The following is a 25,207-nucleotide window of genomic DNA, read 5'->3' as shown; positions in this document are numbered from 1 at the left end:
CGCGGACCGTTCCTTTCCCCCTGTCGGCGACCGGGCTAAACGACCTCGTCGCCTTGGAGAGAGACCGATGAAAAAGCTTCTCGTGGCGGCCGCCGCTGTCGCCGCCCTGACCGCCGGCGCCTCGCCGGCCTTCGCCGCCGGCCGCGACTACGTCTGGGCCGCCGGTTCGTCGACCGTGTTCCCGTTCTCCACCCGCGTGGCTGAAAACTTCGCCCGCAAGACCGGCATGAAGGCTCCGAAGGTCGAGAGCCTGGGCACCGGCGGCGGCATCAAGCTGTTCTGCTCGGGCACGGGCGCCGGCTACCCGGACATCGCCAACGCCTCGCGTCCGATGAAGAAGTCCGAATTCGACGCCTGCGCCGCCAAGGGCGTGAAGGACATCGTCGAGATCAAGGTCGGCTTCGACGGCATCGTGGTCGCCACCGACAAGGACGGCGCGGACTACAGCTTCAAGACCGAGCACCTGTACCTGGCCCTGGCCAAGAACGCCCTGCGCGGCGGCCAATTCCCGGTCAACCCGTACACCACCTGGGATCAGATCGGCACCGGCCTGCCGGGCAACCGCATCCTGGTGTACGGCCCGCCCCCGACCTCGGGCACCCGCGACGCCTTCGTGGAACTGGCCATGGAGGCCGGCGCCCGCAAGTTCCCGACCATGGACCAGATCCGTGGCGACAACGAGAAGCGCTTCAAGCAGCTGGCCGACACCATCCGTGAGGACGGCGCCTGGGTCGACGCCGGCGAAAACGACAACGCCATCGTCGGCACCCTGACCAAGACCCCGGGCTCGCTGGGCGTCTTCGGGTACTCGTACCTCGAAGAGAACATGGACAAGGTGAAGGCCGCCAAGGTCAACGGCGTCGCCCCGACCGCCCAGACCATCGCCGACGGCTCCTACCCGCTGTCGCGCTCGCTCTACATCTACGTGAAGAAGGCCAACGTCGGCGTCACGCCGGGCCTGAAGGAATTCGTCGCCGAGTTCGTGTCCGACGCGGCCACCGGTCGTGGCGGCTACCTGCAGGACCGCGGTCTGATCCCGCTGCCGGCCGGCCAGCACGACGCCCAGAAGCAGGTCGCTGCGAACCTGCCGCCGATGAAGCGCCCGGCCGCCTGAGCGACCGATCTCTTTGAAGTCAGGAACGCCGCGGATCGAAAGGTCCGCGGCGTTGTCTTTTTTCAATCGCCGGTCCGCTTCAGTTCGGCCTCGATCTCCAGCGTCACCTCGTCGCCGACGGCGGGGATGTAGGTGGTGATGCCGAAGTCCGAGCGCTTGATCTTGGCCTCGCCGGCGAAGCCCAGCGAGTAGCGTTTGTCCAGCGGATTGGTCCCGGCCTGGTTGAACGTCACGTCCACCGTCGCGGGCCTGGTCACCCCGCGCAGGGTCAGGTCGCCGGTGATCTTTGCGGTCTTCGGCCCGGTCGGCTGCACCTGGGTGGAGTTGAAGGTGGCGACCGGAAACTTCTCGACGTCGAGGAATTCGCCGGACTTCACGTGCTTGTCGAGCGCGGGGTTCAGCGTGCCGACCGAGGTGGTGTCGATCGTCACGTTGATCTTGCTGGCCGCCGGGTTCTTCGCGTCGAGGTGCAGCACGCCCTCGACCTTGGCGAACTGGCCGACATAGGTCGAATAGCCCAGGTGCGAGACCTTCCAGGTGATCTTGCTGTGGGCCGGATCGATCGCATAGGTCCCGGCCTGCACCTCGGCCGGGTTCTGGGTCACCGCCTGGCGCGCCGAGGCGGGACCGCCGAGCGTCAGGAGAGCGGCGGCGCCGGCGGCGGCGAACTCGTACTTGCGGAACATGGACGCTTACTCCGGAACCCTCAGGAAGGGTCGGAAGCGCGCGGCGGTTCCCGGCTCAGGCTTCCGGCGTGTTGGCCTTGAGCTCCGCCAGCCAGACCCGGGCGTTGCCGTCCGAGGGCGCGCGCCAGTCGCCGCGCGGCGACAGGCTGCCGCCGGTCACCACCTTCGGGGCGTTGGGCATGGCCGAGCGCTTGAACTGGCTGATCTGGAAGAAGCGGAACAGGAAGACTTCCAGCCACTTGCGGATCTCGGGCAGGTCGTAGGCGCGCTTGGCCTCCTCCGGCAGGCCCGGCGGCCAGGCCCCGTGCTTCGCGTCGCGGAAGGCGTGCCAGGCCAGGAAGGCGATCTTGGACGGGCGCAGGCCGAAGCGGTTCACGTAGTAGAGGTTGAAGTCCTGCAGGGCGTAGGGCCCGACCTTGGCCTCGGTGCTCTGCATGGCCCCCGACGCGTCGGCCGGCACCAGCTCGGGCGAGATCTCCTGGGCGACGATGGTGCGGAGCACTTCGGCGGTCTCCTCGACCACCACGCCGGAGCTCGCCACCCAGCGGATCAGGTGCTGGATCAGGGTCTTCGAAACCGACGCGTTGACGTTGTAGTGGCTCATCTGGTCGCCGACCCCGTAGGTCGCCCACCCCAAGGCCAGCTCTGACAGGTCGCCGGTGCCCAGCACCAGGCCGCCGCGCTGGTTGGCGATGCGGAACAGGTAGTCGGTGCGCAGGCCCGCCTGCACGTTCTCGAAGGTCACGTCGTGCACCGGCTCGCCGTGGGCGAACGGGTGGCCGAGGTCGGCCAGCATCCGCTCGGCGGCGGGGCGGATGTCGATCTCGTCGGCGGTGATCCCCAACGCCCGCATCAGCTTCCAGGCGTTGGACTTGGTCCCTTCCGACGTGCCGAAGCCGGGCATGGTGAAGCCCAGTATGTCGGTGCGCGGCCACCCCATCAGGTCGAAGGCGCGGCAGGCGACCAGCAGGGCGTGGGTGGAATCCAGCCCGCCGGACACGCCGATCACCAGCTTCTTCGTGCTGGTGGCCTGCAGCCGCTTCATCAGGCCCTGCACCTGGATGCTGAAGGCCTCGTAGCAGTCCTTGTCCAGCCGGGCCGGGTCGTCGGGCACGTAGGGGAAGCGGTCGATCGCGCGCTTCAGGCCCAGGTCCGCGTAGGACGGCTTGAATTCGAAGGCGACGCGCCGGAACTCGGTCTCCGGGTGGCCGGAGAAGGCGGCGGCGTCGTTGAAGGTGCCGTCGCGCATCCGGTCCAGCCGCAGGCGCTCCACGTCGACGTCGGCGACAGCCATCTGCGACTTCATCGGGAAGCGCTCGGTCTCGGCCAGCAGGGCGCCCAGTTCGTGGATGGTGGCCTGGCCGTCCCAGGCGAGGTCGGTGGTGCTCTCGCCCGGCCCGGAGGCCGAATAGACGTAGGCCGAGTGCGTGCGCACCGACTGCGAGGCGCACAGCAGGGCCCGCTCGTCGGCCTTGCCGATCACCACGTTGGAGGCCGACAGGTTGCAGAGGATCAGCGCGCCGGCGAGCGCGCCGCGGATGCTGGGCGGCGAGGGCGACCAGAAGTCCTCGCAGATCTCCACGTGGAAGACGAAGTCGCGATAGTCGCTGGCCTCGAACACCAGGTCGGCGCCGAACGGCGCGGTCTGGCCGGCCAGCCGCACGCTCAGGCCCTTCAGGCCCATGCCCGAGGCGAACCAGCGCTTCTCATAATATTCGCGGTAGTTCGGCAGGAAGGTCTTGGGCACCACGCCCAACACCCGGCCGCGGTGGATCACCACGGCGGTGTTGTAGAGCCGCCCCTCGCGCCGCACCGGCGCGCCGACCACCAGCACCGACGCCAGCGTCTTGCTGGCTTCGCAGAGCTCGGCCACCCCGGCCTCGACCGCGTCCAGCAGGGCGTCCTGCAGGTGCAGGTCGTCGATGGCGTAGGCCGACAGCCCCAGCTCCGGAAACACCATCAGGCCGCAGCCCTCGGCGTCGCCCTGGCGGGCCAGCTCGATGGTCTTGGCGGCGTTAGAGGCCGGGTCGCCGACCTCGATGCGCGGCGTGCAGGCGGCCACCCGCACGAAGCCCTGGCGGTGGATGGAGTAGAACTGGGACGCGTTGGAAGCCACGCAAAGACCTCGTGCGGAAACGCCGTTCGCGGACGATTTAAGCCGTCGAGCGCGGCTTTTCCATGCGTTGCTCGATCAGGGCCTCAGGCCGCGTTGCGCCGCCGCAGCCGCGCCAGGCGCCGCAGCCGCCGCCAGAAGCGGGTCTTCTCCGGCTCCGGATAGGGCTGCAGGTTGCGCACGAACTCTTCCGCCGAGGCGCGCCAGGAGAACTTCTCGGCGTAGGCGCGCACCACCTTGCGGTCGCACTTCAGCGCTTCCAGGCAGGCCTCGCGCAGGTCGTCGTGGATCGCGCCGGCGCCCGAGCCCGGAATGATGTCGATCGGGCCGTGGGCCGGGTAGGCCGCCACCGGCGTGCCGGTCGCCATGGCCTCCAGGATCACCAGGCCGAAGGTGTCGGTCCAGGACGGGAAGACGAACACGTCCGCGTCGGCGAAGCAGCGGGCCAGCTCGTCGCCGAACTTGGCGCCCAGGAACACCGCCTTGGGATACTTGGCCTGCAGCTCCTCGCGGGCCGGGCCGTCGCCGACCACCACCTTGGTGCCGGGCAGGTCCTGGGCCAGGAAGGCCTCGATGTTCTTCTCCACCGCCACCCGGCCGACGTTCAGCCAGATCGGGCGGGGCAGGTCCTTGTAGATCGGCTCCAGGTCGGGGCGGAACAGCTCGGTGTCGACGCCGCGCGACCAGGGCGAGACGTTGCGGAAGCCGTGTTTGACCAGTTCGTCGCGCAGGGTCGGGGTCGCGACCATCAGCCGCCCCGACGGATTGTGGAACCAGCGCATGTAGGCGTAGCCCGCCTGCACCGGCACCGGGAAACGGGCCGAGACGTATTCCGGGAACTTGGTGTGGTAGCTGGTCGTGAACGGCAGCTTCCACTCCAGGCAGATGCGCCGCGCCGCCAGGCCGATCGGGCCTTCCGTGGCGATGTGGATGCCGTCCGGCTCGAAGGTCTTGAACCGCTCGCGGATGTCCTCGTAGGCGCCCAGCGCCAGACGGATCTCCGGATAGGTCGGGCAGGGGATGGTCTTGAACTGGTCCGGCGACAGGACCAGCACCTCGTGCCCCATCGCGCGGCATTCGGCCACGGTGCGGGTCAAGGTGCGCACGACCCCGTTCACCTGGGGCTCCCACGCGTCCGACGCTAACAGAATCCGCATACGCAGCTTCGACCCGACCCTTGAAGACCCAAGCCGTATAAGAGGGATTTGTGACAATTGCGAGGGATCAGGATTAACGATCCCGCGCGGTTTGCAGTCGCGCCCGGGGGGGCTATGGATCGCGCGACCATGTCAGACACCGCTTCCCTCGAGCCCCGCGGCCGCGACACGCCCAAGTCGCGCCGGACCCGCGCCCGCATCCTCGACACCGCCATGCGGCTGTTCGCCGAGGTCGGCGTGGTCGAGGCGACCAATCCGAAGATCGCCGAGGCGGCCGAGCTGACCCGCGGGGCCATGCTCTATCACTTCCCCGACCGCGAGAGCCTGATCTCGGCCGCGGCGGCGCACGTGCAGGCCGCGCGCGAGGTGCTGTTCCGCCAGGCCCACGCCGCCCTGCCGCGCGGGGCGGACGCGGTGGACGAGGCGATCGACGCCTATTGGCGGCTGCTGCAGACCCAGCCCTTCCGCGCCTTCATGGAACTGGAGGCGGCGGCCCGCACCGACCCGCAGGTGGGCGACGCCATCCGTCCGGCCCAGGCGGCTTTCGACCGCTCCGGCGTCGGCGGCCCCTTGCTGGGCTTCCTGCAGGCCGGGCGGGATCCGCGCTTCCAGGCCAGCCGCGACCTGGCCCGCTTCGCCCTGGAGGGCCTGGCCCGCACCGGCCCCAGCTACGAGCGCGACGCCCGCGTGCAGGCTGTCCTGAAGGTCGTGAAGCGCGCCGCCCACATGCTGAACCGCAAGGGCGACGTCACCGACCTGTGGGATTGAGTCGCGCCGAAGCGCCCCAGCCTCAATTCCGACGCGGACCTGCGCGACGTCGCGCCCGGCCCCGCCCCCTTTCCGTAAGGGCGCCGCGAGGCTAAGTGAGCGCCCGAACTTAGGAGTTTCGCCTGATGCCGCTCGACATGGCGCCGCTGCCCAGCACGTGGGACAGCCTCGATCAGGGCAAATATCGCAACGAGGCCGACGCGGTCCGTGACTTGCTGGCGCGCGTTCCCCTGACCCCGGACGAACGCAAGGCCGTGCGCGACGAGGCCGAGGCCCTGGTCCGCGACGCCCGTTCGCAGACCAAGCGCCAGGGCGTGGTCGAGAGCTTCCTGCAGCAGTTCTCGCTGGGCACCCGCGAGGGCCTGGCCCTGATGTGCCTGGCCGAAGCCCTGCTGCGCACGCCCGACGAGGAGACCCGCGACAAGCTGATCGCCGAGAAGATCGGCTCGGCCGACTGGGCCTCGCACCTGGGCAAGTCCGACAGCCTGTTCGTCAACGCCTCGACCTGGGGCCTGATGCTCACGGGGCGGATCGTCGACGTCGACGAGCAGGCCCGCACCGACCTCGGCGGCTTCCTGGCGCGCCTCGCCGGCCGCGTCGGCGAGCCGGTGATCCGCCAGGCCGTGGCCGCCGCCGTGCGCATCATGGGCGAGCAGTTCGTGCTGGGCCGCACCATCGAAGGCGCGCTGAGCCGGTCCAAGAAGGAAGGCTATCTCTGCTCCTTCGACATGCTGGGCGAAGGCGCCCGCACCGCCGCCGACGCGGCGCGCTACGAAGGGCTCTACGCCAAGGCGATCGAGACCGTCGGCAAGAACAAGGGCGGCAGCGGGCCCGAGACCGGCCACGGCGTCTCGGTGAAACTGTCGGCGCTCTGCCCGCGCTACGAGGCCACCCATGAGGCCCGGGTGTGGGAGGAGCTCTATCCCCGCATCAAGCGCCTGGCCCTGATCGCCAAGCAGTACGACCTGAACTACGCCATCGACGCCGAAGAGGCCGACCGCCTGGTGCTGTCGATGAAGCTGATCGACCGGCTGGCCCGCGAGCCGGAGCTGGGCGACTGGACCGGCCTCGGCGTCGTCGTCCAAGCTTACCAGAAGCGCGGCCTGGAAGTGATCCAGCGCCTGGCCGAGCTGTCCCGCTCGACCGGGCGGCGCCTGATGGTGCGCCTGGTGAAGGGCGCCTACTGGGACAGCGAGATCAAGAAGGCCCAGGTCGCCGGCCGCCCGGACTATCCGGTCTACACCACCAAGCCGGCAACCGATCTCAGCTACCTGGTCTGCGCCAGGGCGCTGATCGACGCCGCGCCGAACCTCTATCCGCAGTTCGCCACCCACAACGCCCACACCCTGGCGGCCGTGCGCCACATGGCCCAGGCCAAGGGCGTGGCGATCGAGCACCAGCGCCTGCACGGCATGGGCGAGGCCCTCTACGCCGCCGCCCAGACCCGCTACGGCGGCGTCACCATCCGCGCCTACGCGCCGGTGGGCGGCCACGAGGACCTGCTGCCCTACCTGGTGCGCCGCCTGCTCGAGAACGGCGCCAACACCTCCTTCGTCCACGCCCTGCTGGACGACCGCGTCCCCGCCGACCAGGTCGTCGCCGACCCGATCAGCGCCGTGGAAGCCCAACCCGACCGTCACCCCAAGATCCCGACCCCGGAAAACATGTACGGACCTGACCGCAAGAACTCGCTCGGCCTCGACTTCTCCCAGGCCGACGCGCGCGCCTCGATCGGCCGCGCCGTGACCGCCGTCGAAGGCGAGCGCATCCAGGCCGGCCCGATCGTGGGCGGCAAGCTGCGTCCGGGCGCCGGCCCGCAGCCGGTGACCAGCCCGTCCGACCGCTCGCGCGTGCTGGGCGAGGTCTCGGAAGCCACCGAAGGCGACGTCGCCGACGCCATCCGCCTGGGCCACGCCGCCCAGATCGGCTGGGACGCCCTGGGCGGTCCGAAGCGCGCGGTGGTGCTGCGCGCCATGGGCGACGCGCTGGAAGCCGACATGGAGCGCCTGGTGGCGCTGCTGTCGCGCGAAGCCGGCAAGACCCTGAACGACGGCGTCGCCGAGGTGCGCGAGGCGGCCGACTTCTGCCGCTACTACGCCGCCCTGGCCGAGAAGCAGTTCGCCAAGGCCGAGACCCTGACCGGTCCGGTCGGCGAGACCAACCACCTGGAACTGCACGGCCGCGGCGTGTTCGTCTGCATCAGCCCGTGGAACTTCCCGCTGGCCATCTTCACCGGCCAGATCGCCGCGGCGCTGGCCGCCGGCAACGCCGTGCTGGCCAAGCCGGCCGAGCAGACCCCGCTGATCGCCGCCGAAGCCGTGCGCCTGTTCTTCAAGGCCGGCCTCGACGCCAAGCTGCTGGCCCTACTGCCGGGCCGCGGCGAGACCGTAGGCGCCATGCTGACCGGCCACGCCCAGATCGACGGCGTCGCCTTCACCGGCGGGACCGACACCGCCTGGAAGATCAACCAGACGCTGGCCGCCCGCCGCGGCCCGATCGTGCCCTTCATCGCCGAGACCGGCGGCCTGAACGGCATGTTCGTGGACACCACGGCCCTGCGCGAACAGGTGATCGACGACGTGATCCTCTCGGCGGTCGGCTCGGCCGGCCAGCGCTGCTCGGCCTTGCGCATCCTCTACGTGCCCAAGGATTCGGCCGACGGCCTGATCGAGGGCCTGATGGGCGCGATGGACGCCCTGGTGATGGGCGACCCGGCCGACGCCTCGACCGACGTCGGCCCGGTGATCGACGAGGAGGCCCGCGCCAACCTCGAGGCCCATGTCGAGCGCCTGAAGAAGGAAGCCAAGATCCTCAAGCAGATGGATCCGGGCGCTCTGGCCGAAAAGGGCGTGTTCTTCGGCCCGGTGATCGCCGAGATCCCGACCCCGGACTTCCTCGAGCGCGAGGTGTTCGGCCCGGTGCTGCACGTCTACCGCTACGAGCCGTCCGACTTGGAAGACGTCGCCCGCAAGCTGGCCGCCCGCGGCTACGGCCTGACGCTCGGCGTGCACAGCCGCATCGAGGCCTTCGCCGAAGAGGTGAAGCGTCTGGTTCCGGCCGGCAACGTCTACGTCAACCGCTCGATCATCGGCGCGGTGGTCGGCGTCCAGCCGTTCGGCGGCGAAGGCCTGTCCGGCACCGGCCCGAAGGCCGGCGGCCCGCACGCCCTGCTGCGCTACGCCTCGGAGCGCGCGGTGTCGGTCAACATCGCCGCCCAGGGCGGCGACCCGGCCCTGCTGAACCTGTAAGCGTCATCTCCTCCCCTGCGGCGGAGCCGCGGGGGAGGGGACCGCCCTTAGGGCGGTGGAGGGGGCGTCAGCTGGTGGCCGGCTGGCGCTCTTTTTTTCCCCGCGCGGCATTGCTGCTGTGGTTCAGCACACGTCGGCGCCGCAGCCCAATTGCGCCGTTTGGGCAGGCTTGGGATCGGCGATCCGCTTCAGCTTTTCTTTTAGTTCAGGGAGATCGGGGCTGGTCAGCACGAGCACCGAACCCTTCACCCACCCGGCGTAGCGGATGCGCTCGCCGCGAACGAGTGTTCCTTCCGAATCGACCAAGTCGTCCTGCACGACTGTAAAATTGATCTGATCGCCTACGATCGTCGCCGGCCATACCTTGCCGCCGAAGCACTCCCCCTCACAGTCGGTCACGATCACTGTTGGCTCGTGACCGGCGTGGAGCTCGATCTCCATGCCGAGCAGATCGCCTGCCTCTTCCACATACTCCACACTCGAATAAACGCCGCTCGGGTCGGCAGCGGCGGTCGCGGGAGCGGGCGTCGAGCACGCCGCGAGAACGGTGACGGTCAGCCCGATCAAAGTGCGCACGACGGAAGCCCCAGAAGTTCGCGGCCAAGCTATCTACAAGGGCGACGCTTTAGCAACGCGCACGCAAAAGGGGGCGGCCGCGGCTCGCCCCCTTCACCATGCTTTGGCCCAGCCCGCAGCTACGCTGCGGGCGTTCTTCGCGGCGATCGACAAATCGTTGTCGATCGCATGCGGCCCGGAAGGCCGCCGCTCATCACCCCCCTCCCCCGCTTCGCAGGGGAGGAGAAAACGTCACCCGCCTTCGCCGGCCGGCACCGTCTCCGGCGCGACCTCGTACACGCGCGAGCAGTACTCGCACGTCACCCGGATCAGGCCGTCCTGCTCGATCATCGAGTCGCGCTCCTCCTCGCCGAACGAGCGCAGCATGCCGACCACGCGGTCGCGCGAGCAGCGGCAGAAGGCGTGCAGGGGCTTGGGCGTGAACAGGCGCACGCCGTCCTCGTGGAACAGGCGGTACAGCAGCCGCTCCGGCGCGATCTCCGGGTCGATCAGCTCGTCTTCGCCCAGCGTCTCGAACAGCACCTGTTCGCGCTCCCAGGCGTCGTCGGTCGAGCCGCGCGCCTCGTCGCCGGCCATGTACTGGATGGCCATGCCGCCGGCCCGCCAGGAGGTGCCCTCGGCGGTCTGCAGCTGGCCGACCGCCAGGCGCACGCGGGTCGGCACCTGCTCGGACTGGGCGAAGTAGTGCTCGGCCGACAGGGCCAGGGTCTCGCCCTCGATCGGGGTGACGCCCTGGTAGCGGTCCATGTTCGGGCCCTGGTCGACGGTCATGACGAACACGCCCTTGCCCAGCAGCGTCTTGGCCCCGGGGCGGGCGAAGCCGTGGCTCACCGCCTCGACCCGCTCGGGGTCGAAGCTGCAGTAGCCGCGCAGCCCGCCGGAGGTGTCGTAGTCGACCACGACGTAGGACACCGGGCCGTCGCCCTGGGCCTGGACGATCAGCTTGCCCTCGAACTTCAGGCTGGAGCCGACCAGGGCGGCCAGCGCGCAGGCCTCGCCCAGCAGGTTGGCGACCGGCTCGGGATAGGCGTGGCGGGAGAGGATGTCGTCGATCACCGGGCCCAGGCGCACGATGCGGCCGCGGACGGGCCAGCCTTCGATCTGGAACGCGGCGACGAGGTCGTCGGCGGATTTATGCGGTTCGGTCACGGGGAAACCTTCAGCGGGCGGCCCGGGGCCGCCGATATCGGGAGCGCCGCGTCGCGCGCGGCGGTTCACCGACCACATAGGAAGAATGCCGCTCTCGGAAAAGTCCGTCGACGGCGCGGCGGGGCGGCGCAGGCGTCCGCCAGCGCCCGGAACCCCTTCGGCCGCCAAGGGTTGAGCCCGGACGTCCGTAAATCGAGGGAGCGTACGCGCATGCCCGGCAGACTGAAGCTCAAACCGCTGCACGAGCAGGTGATCGTCATCACAGGGGCCACCTCCGGCATCGGCCTGGCCACCGCCCGCGAGGCGGCCAGCCGCGGCGCGGCCGTGTTCCTGATCGCCCGCAACGAGGCGGCGCTGCGCACCTTGGTGGACGAGATCAAGGCGCGCGGCGGGCGCGCCGGCCTGGCCGTGGCCGACGTCGGCGACGAGGCCCAGGTGCGGGCCGCCGCCGAGAAGTGCCGGACCGAGTTCGGCGGCTGGGACACCTGGATCAACGACGCCGGGGTGACGATCTTCGGCCCGATCCGCGAGACCACGCTGGAGGACCAGCGCCGCCTGTTCGACACCAACTACTGGGGCGTGGTGCACGGCTCGCTGGCGGCGGTCGAGCACCTGCGCATGCGTCCCGTGGGCGGGGCGGTGATCAATGTCGGCTCGGTGCTGGGCGACGCGCCCCTGCCCGTGCAAGGCGTCTATTCCGCCGCCGAGCACGCGGTGAAGGGGTTCACCAACGCGCTGCGCATGGACCTGATGCATGAGAACGCGCCGGTGTCGGTGACCCTGATCAAGCCCTCGTCGGTCGACACGCCCTACAAGGATCACGGCAAGAACCTGACCGACGCGCCGGTGCGCACGCCCTCGCCGGTCTATTCGGCGGAAGCCGTGGCCGAGGCCATCCTGCACTGCGCCGAGCACAAGGTCCGTGAACTGACCGTCGGCGGCGGCGGCCGCGCCCTGGCCGGCTTCTACAACGCCATGCCCAGCGTCGCCGAACCGCTGTTCGCCCGCATGATGCCGGGCCTGCATCGCGACAAGCACGCCACCCGCAGGCGCACGGACGACGCCCTGCACCAGCCGGGGCGCGACCTTCTGGAGCACTCCAACTACGACCGGGTGCGCCGGCGCAGCATGTTCACCTGGGCGGAGATGCATCCGTTCACCATCGTCGGCGCAGCGCTGGGCCTCGGCGTCGTCGCCGGCGGCGTGGCGTTGGCCGCCAAGGTGCGCGCCGAGCGCCGCGAGCAGCGCGCCGAGACGCGCTGGCTGAAGTCGCACGCCGCCGACATCGGGTCTCATGCCGCCGAGCTCGGCCGGCGGTGGTCCGACCGCGCCCAGAGTGCGTTCGCGGCGGCTCGCAAGCCGTTCGAGCGCGAGAAAGAGCGCTTCGCGCTTCCGGAGGTGCGCCTGCCCGAAATGCGCCTGCGCCGCCGCCACCGGCCGGCCGTGGTCGAGTTCGCCCGCGAACGGCCCCGGACGACCGCAGGTCTCGGCGGCGTGCTGGCGCTGACGCTGGCGGCCGGCGGCGCCTGGTGGCTGACGCAGGCTCGGGCCAAGCGCGACGCGCGTGGCCTCGAGACCGTGCGCCGGCGCGTCATGCCGGTCTGGACCGAGCGCCGCCGTGCCGAGCCGGAGATCAGGGCTTAGCTAGGAACTCCCTTCTCCCCTTGCGGGAGAAGGTGGCGCGCGGAGCGCGTCGGATGAGGGGTGTCGGCGCGCGGGCGGAAAGCCTTGGCGCTGACAACTCACGTCCTGATGTCTAGGCGCTTGCACCCCTCATCCGGCCGGCTTCGCCGGCCACCTTCTCCCGCAAGGGGAGAAGGGGAGGTTGTCTTGTTAGTCGTTCGCCGCCGGCAGGCGCAGGCGCGCGCGGCCGCTCGGGAACATGGCCGCGGAGGGCGCGCGTGGCAGGACGAAGCGCTCGGCCACCCGCGGCGTCTCTTCCTCGTCGGCGGCCGGGACGGGGCGCGGCGGCGGGTTGAGCCCGGCCAGCCTCAGCTCCAGAGACCGGTGCGCCTCGGCCCAGCGGGCCAGCAGGTCGGCCACCGCCACCTTGGCGTCGGCGTGCTGCAGCAGGTGATCGAACAGGGCTCCGCCGTGCCGCTCCAGCCGTTCGGCCAGGGCCGGCGTACAACGCTCGATCTCGCGGCGGAAGTGGCGCTGGTGGGCGCTCAGCCGGCCGAAGTGGTCGGCGTTCCACTCGGCGTAGAGCCCTTCGTCGGCGGCGCTCACCGCGTCGTCGATGAGATCGGTCAGGTCGTCGGCTTCCGGCTGTTTCAGCTCGCCGGAGCGGACCGCGCGGCCGATCTCGCGGCGCACGCGCAGGGTCAGGGCCTCGGCGCCCGAGCGGCGCCCTGCCGTGTCCCCCAGCAACTCGGCCATCCGGTCGGCCGCCCCGGCGCAGGCCTCGGCGTCGGTCGCCTCCACGTCCGAGAGCCAGCGCCGGGTCAGGCCGATCGAGGTCGCATAGGCCTCGCGGCGGTCGAGAAAGCGGCGCACCTCGTCACGGGTCAGGGCGCGGCGCAGGTCCAGCAGCGCGTCGTTCAGCCCGTCGAGCCTGCGGCCCAGCTCGCGCCGGGCGTCGGCGCGGACGGCGCGACGATGCAGGCTGAAGTTCAGGACGCGCACCGACAAGGCGGCGGCCGCCATCACGCCGCCGAATTCGCGCAGCGGCTCGGCCGCGGTCCCGGCCAGTTCCGGAACGGCTACGGCGCCGGCCACGGCGGCGAGGCCGAGCAGGCCGAAGGCGTCGGAAATCCAGAGCGGATCGAACCGCAGGCGGCCCTTGCGGGCGGCGCGCGCGACCTTGACTCGTCCCTTCTGCGCCATCCGTCCCTCGGGCGAACTGAAGCCGGTCGAGATTATTAACAAAAGCTTGGCGAGAAGAACACTGCTCGACGAGCGTCGGCCTTGCTGCGGGTGCGAAGAAACGCTCCTCTAGGGCATGGCCGCCACACCCTATTTCGTCATCGACTTTGATTCGACCTTCACCGAGGTCGAGGCCCTGGAGGTTCTGGGCGAGATCGCCCTGGCCGACGATCCGGATCGAGAGGCCAAGCTGGCCGCGGTGCGCGAGCTGACCGACAAGGCCATGGGCGGCGAGGTCGGCTTCGGTGAGTCGATCCGCCGGCGCCTCGGCATTCTGGGCGTGCGCCGCGAGCATCTGGGCCCCCTGATCGACAGGCTGTCCGGCCGAGTCACCGCTTCGTTCAAGCGCAACCGGGCCTTCTTCGAACGCTACGGCGACCGCGTGTTCGTCATTTCCGGCGGCTTCCACGACTTCATCGAGCCGGTGGTCGGCGCCTTCGGCGTGAGCCCGGATCGGGTGCTGGCCAACCGCCTGCAGTTCGACGCGGACGGCCGCGCCACGGGCCTCGACGACGCCAACCCGCTGTCGCGCGACGGCGGCAAGGTCGAGGTGGTGCGCTCCCTGAACCTCGAGGGCGAGGTCGTGGTGATCGGCGACGGCTGGACCGATTACGAGATCCGCGCCGCCGGCGCCGCCGACCGGTTCTACGCCTTCACCGAAAACGTCACCCGCCCGAAGGTGATCGACGCCGCCGACCATGTCGCGCGCTCGCTGGACGAAGTGCTGCACCGGGAAGGGGTGGGCGGCCGCTGGTCCTATCCGCGCAGCGCCATGCGCGTGCTGCTGCTGGAAAACGTCCACCCCGAGGCGGTCGAGCGCTTCCGCGCCGAAGGCTACGACGTCCAGGTCGAGAAGGGCGCGCTGGACGAGGCCGAGCTGATCGCGCGTCTGCCGGGCGTGCACGTCCTGGGCATCCGCTCCAAGACCAAGGTCACCGCCAAGGCGCTCGAAGCGGCCGACAAGCTGCTGGCGGTCGGCGCCTTCTGCATCGGCACCAACCAGATCGACCTGTCGGCCTGCAGCGAGCGGGGCGTAGCGGTGTTCAACGCGCCCTATTCCAACACCCGCTCGGTGGTCGAGCTGGCCATCGGCATGATCGTCTCGCTGCTGCGCGACGTGGCCGACAAGTCCAAGGCCATGCACGCCGGCAAGTGGGACAAGTCAGCCACCGGCGCGCGCGAGATCCGCGGCAAGACGCTCGGCCTGGTCGGCTACGGCGCCATCGGCTCCCAGCTGTCGGTGCTGGCCGAGGCCCTCGGCATGAGCGTCATCTATTACGACGTGGCCGAGAAGCTCTCGATGGGCAACGCCCGCAAGGTGCGCACGCTTCGCGAGCTGCTGGGCGCGGCCGACGTGGTCAGCCTGCACGTCGACGGCCGGGCCGAGAACCGCAACCTGATCGGGGCCGAGGAGCTGGCCGCGATGAAGCCCTCGGCCGTGCTGCTGAACCTCAGCCGCGGCCACGTGGTCGACGTCGACGCCCTGGCCGCCGCGATCCGGGCCAGGAAGCTGGCCGGCGCCGCGCTGGACGTCTTTCCCGAGGAGCCCAAGACCAACGACGAGCCGTTCGAGAGCGTGCTGCGCGGCCTGAAGAACGTCATCCTCACCCCGCACGTGGGCGGCTCGACCGAGGAGGCGCAGGAGGCCATCGCCGACTTCGCCAGCGAGCGATTGCTGGGCTTCCTGAACCGCGGCGACACCACCTTCTCGGTCAATCTGCCCAACGTCGCCCTGTCCGAGGTCCGCGGCGCGCACCGCCTGCTGCACGTCCACCGCAACCAGCCGGGCGTGCTGGCCGCCATCAACCGCGTGCTGGCCGAGCACGGCCTGAACATCGAGGCCCAGCACCTGAAGACCAACGAGCAGGTCGGCTACGTCGTGGCCGACGTCGACCAGAACTACGGCCCCGAGGCGATCGAGGCGCTGAAGGCGGTGCCGGGGACGCTGCGGTTCAGGATGCTCTATTGAGCAAGGCTTAACCCCCTCCGCGGCATTAACCACGTAAGCGCGGGGGCGGACGTGGACGCGAGCGGCGAGGGAACTGCGGGGAACGTCTGGCCGGCCCACCCGGCCTGGCGCGGGCGCGCCGACGCCTCGCCCGCGAGCTGGCTGGCCGGGGCGGCCACCGTCTTCCTGCTGCTGATCTATTCCCAGGCCTGGACCGCGCCGGTGACCGGCTGGGCCGATGCGGGCGATTCCAGCCTGCTGCGCAACACGTTCTTCCTGGCCTACGCCGCCAGCCTGTTCGTGCTGGCCCTGGAGGGGCCGCGCAGCCTGCTCCCGGGCCTGCGCGCTCCGATCATGCTGGGCCTGGTGCTGTTCGCCTTCGCCACAACGGCCTGGTCGATCGCGCCGGACGCCACCGTGCGCCGGGCCCTGGCCCTGACCTTCACGACCCTGGCCGGCGTGGCCCTGGCCGGGCGGCGCTCGTGGGCGGGAATCGCCGAGACCCTGGCCACCGTCTTCGGCCTGGTGGCGGTGGGCAGTTTCCTGCTGGGCGCCGGGGCGCCCGGCTACGGGCGCATGCCGGACCTGTTCCCCGGCGCCTGGCGCGGCCTCTATCTCGAGAAGAATGCGCTGGGCGGCATGATGGCGCTCGGCTTCGGGATCTGCGCCGCGGCGGCGGTGCTGGCGCCGTGGCGGCGCAAGCTGTGGAGCGCTGCGGCCGGGCTCTGCCTGCTCTTGGTTCTCCTCTCCACCTCCAAGACCTCGCTGATGGCGCTGCTGCTCGGCGGCGCGGGCATGGTGTTCGTGTGGATCTGCCGGCGCGGGCCGGTCGTCGCGGTGGTGGCGGTCTGGGCGGCGGTGGCCGGGCTGGCGGCGGCCGCAGCCGGCTTCCTGCTGTTTCCCGACGTGCTGTTCGAGGTGCTGGGCAAGGACGCCACCTTCACCGGCCGCACCCAGATCTGGGAGGCGGCCATGCGGCAGCTGGAGACCCGGCCCTGGACCGGATTCGGCTACGGCGTTCTGTGGGATCACCGCGGCCCGTGGGACCCGTCGGCCTGGATCTTTCGCGACGCCGGCTTCAAGCCCGGCCACGCCCACAACAGCTGGCTGGAGACCTGGCTCAGCTTCGGCCTGGTCGGGCTGGTCGCCTGGGCGATCTGGTTCGCGGAGGTCTGGATACGGGTCCTGGCCCGGCTGACCCGCGACGCCGGCCTCTACCTCGCCGTCCCGGTGCTGATCGTCTCGACCCTGACCTCGCTGACCGAGGTCTGGGCGCTGGACTACCACGACCTGCAGTGGTCGGTGTTCGTCGCGGTCGCCATCAAGCTGGCCCGTCCGCTCGAGCGCGCAACCTGAGCCGCCGCTTCGGAGTTGCTGCAAGCGTCGCTGTTATGCGACCAAGCGAGCGGGGACGGAGGCTGACATGACGAGGACGGTGCTGGTGGCCGGCGGAGCCGGTTACGTCGGGTCGCACACCTGCCTGCGCCTGGCCGAGGCCGGCTTCACCCCGGTGGTCTACGACAATCTGTCCAACGGCCACGAGGCCTTCGTGAAGTGGGGCCCGCTGGAGCGCGGCGACATCCGCGACGGCGCCCGCCTGGACGCAGCCTTCGCCCGCTGGAAGCCCGTCGCGGTCCTGCACTTCGCCGCCCTGATCGAGGTCGGGGAATCGGTGAAGGCCCCGGGGCGCTTCTTCGACACCAATGTCGGCGGCACGCTGACCCTGATCGAGGCGGCGCGCCGCGCCGGGGTGGACCAGCTGGTGTTCTCCTCGACCTGCGCCACCTACGGCGAGCCGGTGCGCCTGCCGATGGACGAGACCCACCCGCAGGCGCCGCTCAATCCCTATGGCCGTTCCAAGCTGATGGTCGAGCATGCGCTGGCCGACTACGCCCGCTATTCCGGCTTCCGCTCGGTGGCCTTGCGCTACTTCAACGCCGCGGGGGCCGATCCCGAAGGACGCATCGGCGAGCGGCACGAGCCGGAGACCCACGCCATCCCGCTGATGGTCCAGACCGTGCTGGGCCGGCGCAAGGGCTTCAAGCTGTTCGGGACCGACTACGACACCCGCGACGGGACCGCCGTGCGCGACTACGTCCACGTGCTGGACCTGGCCGACGCCCACGTCGCGGCCTTGCAGCGCCTGCTGGCCGGCGCCGAAAGCGACGTGTTCAACCTCGGCACCGGGACCGGCACGACGGTGAAGGAGCTGGTCGCCGCGGTCGAGCGCGCCTCGGGTCGGCCCTTCCCGGTCGAGACCGCAGGCCGTCGCGAGGGCGACGCGCCGGTGCTGGTGGCCGAGAACCGCAAGGCCCGCGACGGCCTGGGCTGGAAACCCAAGCACGACCTGGATTCGGTGGTGCGCACCGCCTTCGCCTGGCACGCCGAGCACGAGGCCCGGGCCTTCCCGCCGGCGGCGGAACTGGCCGAGGCCTACTGACGGCTCAGCACCGCCCCGACGATCCGCCGCGCCGCCTGGCCGTCGCCGTACGGATTGGCCGCGGCGCGACGCCGGCCTTCGTCGAGCGCGGCCTCGACCGCCGCGACGATCGCCGCCGGATCCGAGCCGACCAGCCTGGCCACGCCCGCCTCGACGGCCTCGGGCCGCTCGGTCACCTCGCGCATGACCAGCACCGGCTTGCCCAGCGACGGCGCTTCCTCCTGCACGCCGCCGGAGTCGGTCAGGATCAGGTCGGCCCGCGCCATCAGATAGACGAAGGCCTGGTAGTCGGCCGGTTCGACCAGATGCACGTTCGGCCGGTCGCTCAGGGCTTCGCGGACCGGGGCCTGGACGTTCGGGTTGAGGTGGACCGGGTAGAGGATCTCCACGTCCGCTCGGTCGGCGATGACGGCCAGCGCCCGGCAGATGTTCCGGAAGCCCTCGCCGAAGCTCTCGCGCCGGTGGCCGGTGACCAGCACCAGCTTCCTCGCCGGATTCAGGAAGCCGAACCGTTCGTTCAGCCGCGCGCGGGTCTCGGGCGAGGCCTCGATACGTCCTATCGTCGCCAGCAGGGCGTCGACCACGGTGTTGCCGGTGACCAGGATGGTGCGCGGCCCGAGGTTCTCGGCCAGCAGGTTGTCGCGGGCCAGTTCGGTCGGCGCGTAGAGCTGCTCGGCCACCACGTCGACCAGGCGGCGGTTGAACTCTTCCGGCCACGGCTGGTCCAGCCGCCCGCTGCGCAGGCCGGCCTCGACGTGCCCGATCGGGACCCGCCGGTGGAAGGCCGCGGTCGCCGCCGCCGCGGCGCTGGTGGTGTCGCCGTGCACCAAGAGAAAGTCCGGCCGCTCTTCCGCCAGCGCCGCGTCCACCCGTTCCACTACCCGCGCGAACAGGCCGTTCAGGGTCTGGTCGGGTTGCATGACCTCCAGGTCGCGGTCGACCGTAAGCCCGAACAGCTCCAGCACCTGGTCCAGCATCCGCCGATGCTGGCCGGTCGACCACAGCCGCGCCTGCACGTCGGGCGCCTCCCGCAGCGCCTCGATCACCGGTGCCATCTTGATGGCTTCCGGGCGAGTGCCGACGACCACGACGACCTTCATCCGGGCGCTCCGAGCCGTTGAAACGTCGGGCCTAGAACGACGAAGGCGGCGCGTGGCTCCCGTCAGGCGTGCGGGGAGAATTCTACGTCGCGCTGGAACCGGCGCAGCAGCCCAATCCTTTTGATGAGGCGCCGGGCCCAGCCGCGGCGCTTGGGCGTCGCGCGGGGCGGCGGTTCGAGGGAGCGCCACATGACCTTCACCTGGGCCGAGCAGAACCGGCGCTTCGCGCTGGCCTCGCATCTGTCCTGGTCCGACATCCGCCTACGCTACACCCGCGCGGTGCTGGGCCCCTGGTGGATCACGCTCAACGTCCTGGCCATGGTGGGCGGCGTCGGCTTCGTCTACTCGCGCCTGTTCGGCGTGCCGATCAACCAGTTCCTGCCGTTCTTCGCCGTCGGCATCGTGATGTGGACCTTCTTCGTCTCCACCGTGTCGGAGGGGGCGTGGTCGCTGATCGGCGGCGCGGCCTACATCAAGGACCGCGGCGTGCCGCCGGAGGTGTTCGTCTGGCAGGCGGTGATCCGCAACCTGATCATCCTCGCCCACACCGCGCCGGTCGGAGTGCTCGCCATGCTCGTCTTCGGCCAGGGCAGCGTGGCCGGCGCGCTGATGGCCGTCCCCGGCCTGATCCTGTTCGTGCTCGCCACGGCCTTCACGGCCATGATCGTGGCCCCGGCCGCGGCCCGCTGGCGCGACCTGATCCGCATCATCGAGTCGGGCCTGTTCCTGCTGTTCGTGGTGTCGCCGGTGCTGTGGGACCTCAGCATCGCCAAGTCTCAAAACGCCGCCTTCCTGCGCCTGAACCCCATGCTGCACCTGCTCGAGGCGTGGCGTCATCCGCTGATGAAGGGGGTCATGGACTGGACCGCCCTGGGCGTCTCCGCCGCGGTCACCGGCCTGCTCGGCCTGGGCGCGCTCTACGCCCGCACCCGTCTCAAGTACGCCGCCTTCTGGATTTGACATGAGCCATGTGATCGAACTGAAGGGCGTGGAGCTGCATTACCCGCTGCTCGACGCCGAAGACCGCTCTTTCCGCAAGGCCCTGTTCGGCGGGGCCGCCGCCCGCGGCTACAAGGCGATCCGCGCCCTGAGCGGCATCACCCTGCAGGTCGGCGCCGGCGAACGGATCGGCCTTTACGGGCCGAACGGATCGGGCAAGTCGTCGCTGCTGCGCGTCATGGCCGGCATCTATCCGCCGACCCGCGGCCACGTCGAAGTGCGCGGCCGCACCGCCGCCCTGCTGGGGGCCACCGCCGGGGCCAACCTGGAGGCCAGCGCCTACGAGAACATTCGCACCCTGCTGCGCATCGGCCACGCCGAGCCTAGCCGCGACCGCATCCGCGAGATCTGGTCCTGGACCGAGCTCAACGACGCTTATCTCGGACTGCCGCTGCGGATGATGTCCTCCGGCATGATGATGAAGGTCCTGGTCGCGGTGGTCACCGCGCTGGACGCCGAGGTGCTGCTGATGGACGAGTGGCTGGGCGTGATCGACGCCGCCTTCCTGGAGAAGACCCAGACGCGCATGGAGGCGTTCGTCGCCCGCTGCGGCTCGCTGGTCCTGGCCTCGCACAACTACGCCCTGCTCGAGCGCACCTGCGACCGGATCTACCACCTGAAGGAAGGCTCGATCGACAGCGTGGTCGAAGCGGCGCCGAGCGCCGCGGCGCCGCGCATCGCGGCCATAGCCTGACCGGAACAACCTTGGCCGGGGACGGTTCTAGCCCGGCCGGGCGAGAGCCGGCGCCGTACGGCGCGCTCCCCGGAGCGGGAGGTGCTCGATGACGGAATTGGCGAGAAACGGCCGCATGATCGCTGTGGCCGAGCGGGATCAGGCGGCGGTCGCCGGGCTGCTGGCGCAGATCCAGGACGCGCACTCGCGCGGCGGCGGTTCAGCCCTGCAGCAGATGATGCCGCCCGCCTGGGCCCTGCTGGCGCCGGTCGCCCTGACCCCGGAGGCGCCGAACGGCCCGCTGGGCCTGTTCTCGGCCGCCGACCTGGTCTCGGGCCTGCTGACCGAGCATTTCCCCGGGACCGCGCGGGCCGAGCGGGCCCAGGAGATCCGCACGCACATCCGCCGGCTGGCGGAGGCCGCGGGCCTGAGCCCCATGGCCCTGCTCACCGCCGACGAACGCAACCTCGATCCGCAGGCCCTGTCGGACACCCTGGCCAGCATCGCCCGCTGCGCCGCCGACATCGTGCGGCTGTCGCCGCTGCGGCAGGAGGTGGCGCTCGACATGCCGCTGCCGTCCGGGGTCAGCGAGCTGATCGAGAAGGCGGAGGCGCAGCTGCAGGGCTGGTGCTCGCGCGAGAAGGCCGAATACCTGGCCCGCGCGGTGCTCTCGCAGCGCCCGGAGATCTGCGTCGAGATCGGCGTGTTCGGCGGCCGCTCGCTGATCCCCTGCGCGGCCGCGTTGCGCGAGCTCGGGTCCGGCGAGATCTACGGCATCGAATCCTGGTCGCCGCAGGTGTCGGTCGAGTTCAACACCTCGGCGGTGAACGACGTCTGGTGGCGGGACATCGACTACGGCGCGATCAAGGAGAACTTCCTGCGCTTCCTGGTCGACGAGCGGCTGATGCGGGAAGTGCGGGTGATCGAGAGCTCGTCCCAGCGGTCCAGCCAGATGTTCGACCGCATCGACTTCCTGCACATCGACGGCGGCCACTCGACCTACGGATCGTCAGAGGACGTCATCCTCTACGTGCGCAAGGTCGTTCCGGGCGGCATCGTCGTGTTCGACGACGTCAACTGGGCCACCACCACGCCGGCGCGGCTGATCCTCGAGGCCGTGTGCGACCCGATCCACACCTTCTACGACGAGGCCGGCCAGCCCGCCTGCATGGCGTTCCGCAAGCGGTAGCGCGCGGTGCTGCCCAGGGTGCTCTTCCAGCACGTCCCGAAGACGGCCGAGGCCCGCATCGCCCGCACGCGTCGCGACGTGGCCGAGTGGGCCTACTTCCGCGGCCGTCCGGACGAGGGCCTGCGGTTCGACGCCGACGGTCAGGTCCATCAACGAACGCACGGGCGGGGTGTTCGAACGCCTGTTCTGGACCGGCCGCCTGCTGGCCGCGCCGCTGCAGGCGCCGGCCGGCGAGGGCGCGACACGCCGCCGGCGCGAGCCCGATCGCGGTGTGGCTGAACGCCCGTCCGACCGTCGCCCACATCACCGCCGGCGACGGCTGGTGGCGGGCGGCGGTCCGGGTCGAACCCGGACACCGGGTCCATGGCGGCGCGCGCGTGTCAGGTCTGGGCGCGCTCTGGCGGGGGGCCGCCTGACGCGGCCGCCGCCGCGCGCAGCCGGCGCAACTGCTCCAGCCCGCGCTTGACGTCCTGGCTGCGGTCGCGCGCCGTGACCAGCACGCCGTCGGCGGTGGCGACGACCACCAGGTTCTCCGCGCCCAGCACGGCGATCGGCACGCCGTCGGACCACACCAGGCAGTCGCTCGCCTCCAGCAGCACGGCTTCACCGCGCACCCGGTTGCCCTCGCCGTCGCGCTCGCCGTGACGCCACAGCTCGCCCCAGCTGCCGACGTCGGCCCAGCCGACCTCGCAGGGCACGACCGCGGCCCGGCCGGTCTTCTCCATGACCGCGTAGTCGAGCGACACGTCCGGGCAGAGGGCGAAGGCCTCGGGATCCAGCCACACGTCCGCGCCGTCCCGGCGCGCGCGGTTCAGCGCTTCGGCCGCCTGGGCCAGCACGTCGGGCCGCCAGCGCGCCAGCTCGGCCAGCAGCACGGCGGGCGAGAACAGGAAGATGCCGGCGTTCCAGACATAGTCGCCGGCGGCCAGATAGGCTTCGGCCGTGGGCCGGTCGGGCTTTTCGAAGAAGCGGTCGACCGCGAACACGCCCTCAGCCAGCGGGTCGGCGAAGCGGATGTAGCCGTAGCCGGTCTCCGGCGCCGAGGGCCGGATCCCGAAGGTGACGATCCGCTCGGCCGCGGCTTCGGCTCCGGCTTCGACCGCGCGCCAGAAGCTTTCCGGGGCGGCCACGACGTGGTCGGCTGGGGCCAGCAGCACCAGCGCCTCGGGATCGGCGGCGCCGACCAGGGCGGCGGCGACGGCCGCGGCCGCGGCGGTGTTGCGGCCGATCGGCTCGAGCACGACGGTCGCGGGCGTCACGCCGGCGGCGTCGAGCTGGGCGTGCACCAGGTCGCGGTGCCGGCCGCTGCAGATCACCACCGGGGCGCCTACCGCGGCGCGCTCGGAGCCGCGCATGCGCAGGGCGGTGTCCTGGATCATGGTGCGGGCCCCGGTCAGGGCGTGGAACTGCTTGGGCCGGGCCTCGGTGGACAGCGGCCACAGACGCGTGCCCGCCCCGCCGGACAGGATGACCGGCGTCACGCGCCGCCGCGCGCCGGTCATGCCTCCGCTCCGGCCGGGGCGACGCTGGTGATCGCCTCGACATAGGTCCGCACCGCGCTTTCCAGATGATAGGCGGGCGTCCCGGCCGGCTTCGGCCGGGCCATCATCAGCCGGGCCTTCTCCACGAATTCGACCAGATTGCCGACGTCGTAGAATTCGATCCGCTCGGGGTGGTAGCGCCCGAACTCGGTGAAGGCGTGGGTGCGGGCGGCCAGCACCCGGCAGCCCAGCTCGACCGCCTGGCTGATCGGCCCGCTCGAGGTCTGGCCCACCTCCTGATAGGGGAAGGCGACCAGGTCGCAGGCGACCATGCCGCGGAAGAAGTCGTCGTCGTTCATCGCGCCCAGGAAGTGCACGCGCCGCATCAGATTGGCCGGGTGCAGTTGCGGCTCGCCGGACGGGCTGGGCCGCGCCGGAGCGGCTGCGGGGAAGTCCTCGTCGAACCGGCCGGCGGCGAACAGGGGCTCCAGGTCCCGGGCCCGCGCCTCGCGTTCCTTCAGGCCCTTCAGGTTGACGCCGCCGAACACCGCCAGATGGACGTTGGCCGGCAGGTAGCGCAGGGCCTGGATCACGAAGTCGAAGTTCTTGTAGCCCGAGATGAAGCCGAACACGCCGATCACCACGGCGTCCGGCGGCAGCTCGGCCAGGGCCGGGAAGGCGTGGCGCCCGCCCTCGGCCTGCAGGGCGGCGATCCGGTCGCGGCCTAGGAAGGCCAGGGGGTGGTGGTGGACCGCCGCCAGGCCTTCGGCGGTGGAGAAGCGCTTCCATTCGCGCTGAGTGTGCACCACGGCCTTGACCGGCTTGTCCCGCTGCGCCCGCCGCAGCGCGGCGTAGACGCCCTCGGCCAGCATCTGCTGCTTCTTGAAATGCAGGTGGTGCTGCAGCACGCGCCAGGGATTGAGCCGCTTCACCCCGCCCAGGATCGCGCCCAGCGGGTAGGGCGGGGCCGACAGCACCGTGTGGAAGGTCACCGTCAGGTTGGGCGAGGCGTCGACCAGGGCGACGAAGCGGCGGTGGATGTCGTGCGGGCGTTCGCCGAGGGTGCCGTGCTCGAGCTGCAGATTGACGTAATCGAAGCCCTTCAGCCGGCGCACGTGCGCCTCGATGGCCGCGTCGCCCAGCTTCATCAGCCGCGGATGGCTGGAGCGCAGCACGTCGCCGTCCAGTTCGAGCACCTCTATGTCGAAGAACGGCTCGAGGGCTGAACGCAGGTGGCGGCTGTAGGCGGCGATCCCGCACAGGTCGTCCCAGGGCGTGATCAGGGCCAGCCGGCCCAGCCGCTGCGGCGGCGCGGCGAGCCGCAGGTCGCCGCCCCCGGCGCTCGGATCGTCGTTGAGCATGCGGTGCATCGGGCCCCCTGCGTCGCGCCGGACGCGCCCGCCCCCGCGCGCGTCCTTAGGTGCGCTAAACCCGCGCCGGCGGCCGAGGTTCCGGAATCCAAGGCCGGCAAGGGGATTTTGTGGGGCCTCCAGCAACCGTCCACAGGCGAACGGAGGAATCTTTCAATTTCTCGGATTCGGCTGTTGACCCGCCCGGGGGCCTCCAATAGATACCCGCTCCTCGCCGGGGCGGACACGCTTCGAAACGGCGGGCCGGAAAAATCGGTTCTTCTTCAAAAAGAACTGCTTGACACGGAAAACGGGGCGGAATAAAAGCCGCCCTCCTCGCCGCCACCGGGCG

19 protein-coding genes and 1 pseudogene are annotated in these 25,207 nt (G+C 70.8%); 11 read left to right on the top strand and 9 right to left on the bottom strand.

The window, feature by feature from the left end; all coding sequences use genetic code 11:
• Positions 1 to 67 precede the first annotated feature (67 nt).
• The gene (locus tag H8B08_RS18445; protein WP_187451666.1) at positions 68 to 1,114 is read left to right on the top strand and encodes a substrate-binding domain-containing protein; all 1,047 of its coding nucleotides are present in this window, start codon (positions 68 to 70) and stop codon (positions 1,112 to 1,114) included.
• Positions 1,115 to 1,176: 62 nt separating this feature from the next.
• Here the strand turns inward: H8B08_RS18445 and H8B08_RS18440 are convergent, their stop codons facing one another.
• The 3 genes from H8B08_RS18440 to H8B08_RS18430 all read right to left on the bottom strand — a co-directional run bounded on the left by H8B08_RS18440 (position 1,177) and on the right by H8B08_RS18430 (position 5,070).
• On the bottom strand, positions 1,177 to 1,800 hold the full coding sequence (locus H8B08_RS18440; protein WP_187451665.1) for a YceI family protein: 624 nt from the start codon (positions 1,798 to 1,800) through the stop codon (positions 1,177 to 1,179).
• Positions 1,801 to 1,855: 55 nt separating this feature from the next.
• Positions 1,856 to 3,916, bottom strand: coding sequence for an NAD(+) synthase (locus H8B08_RS18435; protein WP_187451664.1), 2,061 nt, complete (start codon positions 3,914 to 3,916; stop codon positions 1,856 to 1,858).
• 83 nt (positions 3,917 to 3,999) lie between these two features.
• On the bottom strand, positions 4,000 to 5,070 hold the full coding sequence (locus H8B08_RS18430) for a glycosyltransferase family 1 protein (protein WP_187451663.1): 1,071 nt from the start codon (positions 5,068 to 5,070) through the stop codon (positions 4,000 to 4,002).
• A gap of 129 nt (positions 5,071 to 5,199) precedes the next feature.
• On the opposite strand from H8B08_RS18430, the gene H8B08_RS18425 reads away from it, so the two are divergent.
• Together H8B08_RS18425 and putA are read left to right on the top strand one after the other, a co-directional pair.
• Positions 5,200 to 5,838, top strand: a complete 639-nt coding sequence (locus tag H8B08_RS18425) for a TetR/AcrR family transcriptional regulator (RefSeq protein ID WP_255500948.1) — start codon at positions 5,200 to 5,202, stop codon at positions 5,836 to 5,838.
• Between the two features lie 137 nt (positions 5,839 to 5,975).
• Positions 5,976 to 9,086 (top strand): bifunctional proline dehydrogenase/L-glutamate gamma-semialdehyde dehydrogenase PutA, encoded by a 3,111-nt coding sequence (gene putA, locus H8B08_RS18420; RefSeq protein ID WP_187451682.1) that lies wholly within the window; start codon positions 5,976 to 5,978, stop codon positions 9,084 to 9,086.
• A 123-nt stretch (positions 9,087 to 9,209) separates the two neighbouring features.
• Here the strand turns inward: putA and H8B08_RS18415 are convergent, their stop codons facing one another.
• Together H8B08_RS18415 and H8B08_RS18410 are read right to left on the bottom strand one after the other, a co-directional pair.
• Positions 9,210 to 9,662: a hypothetical protein gene (locus tag H8B08_RS18415; protein WP_187451662.1), complete on the bottom strand. Its 453-nt coding sequence runs from the start codon at positions 9,660 to 9,662 to the stop codon at positions 9,210 to 9,212.
• A gap of 231 nt (positions 9,663 to 9,893) precedes the next feature.
• Entirely contained in the window at positions 9,894 to 10,811 is a 918-nt protein-coding gene (locus H8B08_RS18410; RefSeq protein ID WP_370545534.1) for an Hsp33 family molecular chaperone, read from the bottom strand.
• Between the two features lie 210 nt (positions 10,812 to 11,021).
• On the opposite strand from H8B08_RS18410, the gene H8B08_RS18405 reads away from it, so the two are divergent.
• Positions 11,022 to 12,455 (top strand): SDR family oxidoreductase, encoded by a 1,434-nt coding sequence (locus tag H8B08_RS18405; RefSeq protein ID WP_187451660.1) that lies wholly within the window; start codon positions 11,022 to 11,024, stop codon positions 12,453 to 12,455.
• Positions 12,456 to 12,644: 189 nt separating this feature from the next.
• On the opposite strand, the gene H8B08_RS18400 is transcribed toward H8B08_RS18405, so the two are convergent.
• The gene (locus tag H8B08_RS18400; RefSeq protein ID WP_187451659.1) at positions 12,645 to 13,637 is read right to left on the bottom strand and encodes a hypothetical protein; all 993 of its coding nucleotides are present in this window, start codon (positions 13,635 to 13,637) and stop codon (positions 12,645 to 12,647) included.
• 115 nt (positions 13,638 to 13,752) lie between these two features.
• On the opposite strand from H8B08_RS18400, the pseudogene H8B08_RS19695 reads away from it, so the two are divergent.
• The 4 genes and pseudogenes from H8B08_RS19695 to galE all read left to right on the top strand — a co-directional run.
• Positions 13,753 to 14,283 (top strand): annotated as a pseudogene (locus H8B08_RS19695) (HAD-IB family phosphatase); the annotation flags it as partial.
• Positions 14,284 to 14,415: 132 nt separating this feature from the next.
• The gene (gene serA, locus H8B08_RS19690) at positions 14,416 to 15,645 is read left to right on the top strand and encodes a phosphoglycerate dehydrogenase (RefSeq protein ID WP_370545536.1); all 1,230 of its coding nucleotides are present in this window, start codon (positions 14,416 to 14,418) and stop codon (positions 15,643 to 15,645) included.
• Positions 15,646 to 15,696: 51 nt separating this feature from the next.
• The gene (locus H8B08_RS19685) at positions 15,697 to 16,980 is read left to right on the top strand and encodes an O-antigen ligase (protein ID WP_187451657.1); all 1,284 of its coding nucleotides are present in this window, start codon (positions 15,697 to 15,699) and stop codon (positions 16,978 to 16,980) included.
• A 67-nt stretch (positions 16,981 to 17,047) separates the two neighbouring features.
• Positions 17,048 to 18,064 carry a UDP-glucose 4-epimerase GalE gene (galE, locus tag H8B08_RS18385; protein WP_187451656.1) on the top strand — a complete coding sequence of 339 codons (1,017 nt, stop codon included), beginning with the start codon at positions 17,048 to 17,050 and terminating at the stop codon, positions 18,062 to 18,064.
• On the opposite strand, the gene wecB is transcribed toward galE, so the two are convergent.
• Positions 18,058 to 19,164, bottom strand: coding sequence for a non-hydrolyzing UDP-N-acetylglucosamine 2-epimerase (gene wecB / locus H8B08_RS18380; RefSeq protein WP_187451655.1), 1,107 nt, complete (start codon positions 19,162 to 19,164; stop codon positions 18,058 to 18,060). The genes galE and wecB overlap by 7 nt on opposite strands.
• Before the next feature lie 189 nt (positions 19,165 to 19,353).
• Here wecB and H8B08_RS18375 point away from each other — a divergent pair, with 189 nt between their 5' ends.
• The 3 genes from H8B08_RS18375 (at position 19,354) to H8B08_RS18365 (ending at position 22,025) form a co-directional block, all read left to right on the top strand.
• Positions 19,354 to 20,124 (top strand): ABC transporter permease, encoded by a 771-nt coding sequence (locus H8B08_RS18375; RefSeq protein WP_187451654.1) that lies wholly within the window; start codon positions 19,354 to 19,356, stop codon positions 20,122 to 20,124.
• Position 20,125: 1 nt separating this feature from the next.
• The gene (locus tag H8B08_RS18370; protein ID WP_187451653.1) at positions 20,126 to 20,857 is read left to right on the top strand and encodes an ABC transporter ATP-binding protein; all 732 of its coding nucleotides are present in this window, start codon (positions 20,126 to 20,128) and stop codon (positions 20,855 to 20,857) included.
• A 115-nt stretch (positions 20,858 to 20,972) separates the two neighbouring features.
• Positions 20,973 to 22,025, top strand: coding sequence for a class I SAM-dependent methyltransferase (locus H8B08_RS18365; protein WP_187451652.1), 1,053 nt, complete (start codon positions 20,973 to 20,975; stop codon positions 22,023 to 22,025).
• 380 nt (positions 22,026 to 22,405) lie between these two features.
• Here H8B08_RS18365 and H8B08_RS18360 read toward each other — a convergent pair whose 3' ends face one another.
• Together H8B08_RS18360 and H8B08_RS18355 are read right to left on the bottom strand one after the other, a co-directional pair.
• Complete coding sequence (locus H8B08_RS18360) at positions 22,406 to 23,527, bottom strand: mannose-1-phosphate guanylyltransferase/mannose-6-phosphate isomerase (protein WP_187451651.1); 1,122 nt, start codon at positions 23,525 to 23,527, stop codon at positions 22,406 to 22,408.
• Positions 23,524 to 24,876: a hypothetical protein gene (locus H8B08_RS18355; RefSeq protein ID WP_187451650.1), complete on the bottom strand. Its 1,353-nt coding sequence runs from the start codon at positions 24,874 to 24,876 to the stop codon at positions 23,524 to 23,526. Before H8B08_RS18355 ends, H8B08_RS18360 begins: the two co-directional genes overlap by 4 nt.
• Between the last annotated feature and the right edge of the window lie 331 nt (positions 24,877 to 25,207).

Origin of the sequence: Caulobacter sp. 17J80-11 (genome assembly GCF_014349105.1) — a bacterium.
In the GTDB taxonomy this organism is placed as follows: Bacteria; Pseudomonadota; Alphaproteobacteria; order Caulobacterales; family Caulobacteraceae; genus 17J80-11.
This window is presented reverse-complemented; position numbering and strand designations above follow the sequence as displayed.

Excerpts from the sequence above, each read along its gene's own strand:
- H8B08_RS18355 (WP_187451650.1), bottom strand. The coding sequence starts at position 24,876 with ATGCACCGCATGCTCAACGACGATCCGAGCGCCGGGGGCGGCGACCTG.
- H8B08_RS18440 (WP_187451665.1), bottom strand. The coding sequence starts at position 1,800 with ATGTTCCGCAAGTACGAGTTCGCCGCCGCCGGCGCCGCCGCTCTCCTG.
- H8B08_RS18405 (WP_187451660.1), top strand. The coding sequence starts at position 11,022 with ATGCCCGGCAGACTGAAGCTCAAACCGCTGCACGAGCAGGTGATCGTC.
- putA (WP_187451682.1), top strand. The coding sequence starts at position 5,976 with ATGGCGCCGCTGCCCAGCACGTGGGACAGCCTCGATCAGGGCAAATAT.
- H8B08_RS18400 (WP_187451659.1), bottom strand. The coding sequence starts at position 13,637 with ATGGCGCAGAAGGGACGAGTCAAGGTCGCGCGCGCCGCCCGCAAGGGC.
- galE (WP_187451656.1), top strand. The coding sequence starts at position 17,048 with ATGACGAGGACGGTGCTGGTGGCCGGCGGAGCCGGTTACGTCGGGTCG.
- H8B08_RS18445 (WP_187451666.1), top strand. The coding sequence starts at position 68 with ATGAAAAAGCTTCTCGTGGCGGCCGCCGCTGTCGCCGCCCTGACCGCC.
- H8B08_RS18375 (WP_187451654.1), top strand. The coding sequence starts at position 19,354 with ATGACCTTCACCTGGGCCGAGCAGAACCGGCGCTTCGCGCTGGCCTCG.
- H8B08_RS18425 (WP_255500948.1), top strand. The coding sequence starts at position 5,200 with ATGTCAGACACCGCTTCCCTCGAGCCCCGCGGCCGCGACACGCCCAAG.
- H8B08_RS18365 (WP_187451652.1), top strand. The coding sequence starts at position 20,973 with ATGATCGCTGTGGCCGAGCGGGATCAGGCGGCGGTCGCCGGGCTGCTG.
- H8B08_RS18360 (WP_187451651.1), bottom strand. The coding sequence starts at position 23,527 with ATGACCGGCGCGCGGCGGCGCGTGACGCCGGTCATCCTGTCCGGCGGG.
- wecB (WP_187451655.1), bottom strand. The coding sequence starts at position 19,164 with ATGAAGGTCGTCGTGGTCGTCGGCACTCGCCCGGAAGCCATCAAGATG.
- H8B08_RS18430 (WP_187451663.1), bottom strand. The coding sequence starts at position 5,070 with ATGCGGATTCTGTTAGCGTCGGACGCGTGGGAGCCCCAGGTGAACGGG.
- H8B08_RS18370 (WP_187451653.1), top strand. The coding sequence starts at position 20,126 with ATGAGCCATGTGATCGAACTGAAGGGCGTGGAGCTGCATTACCCGCTG.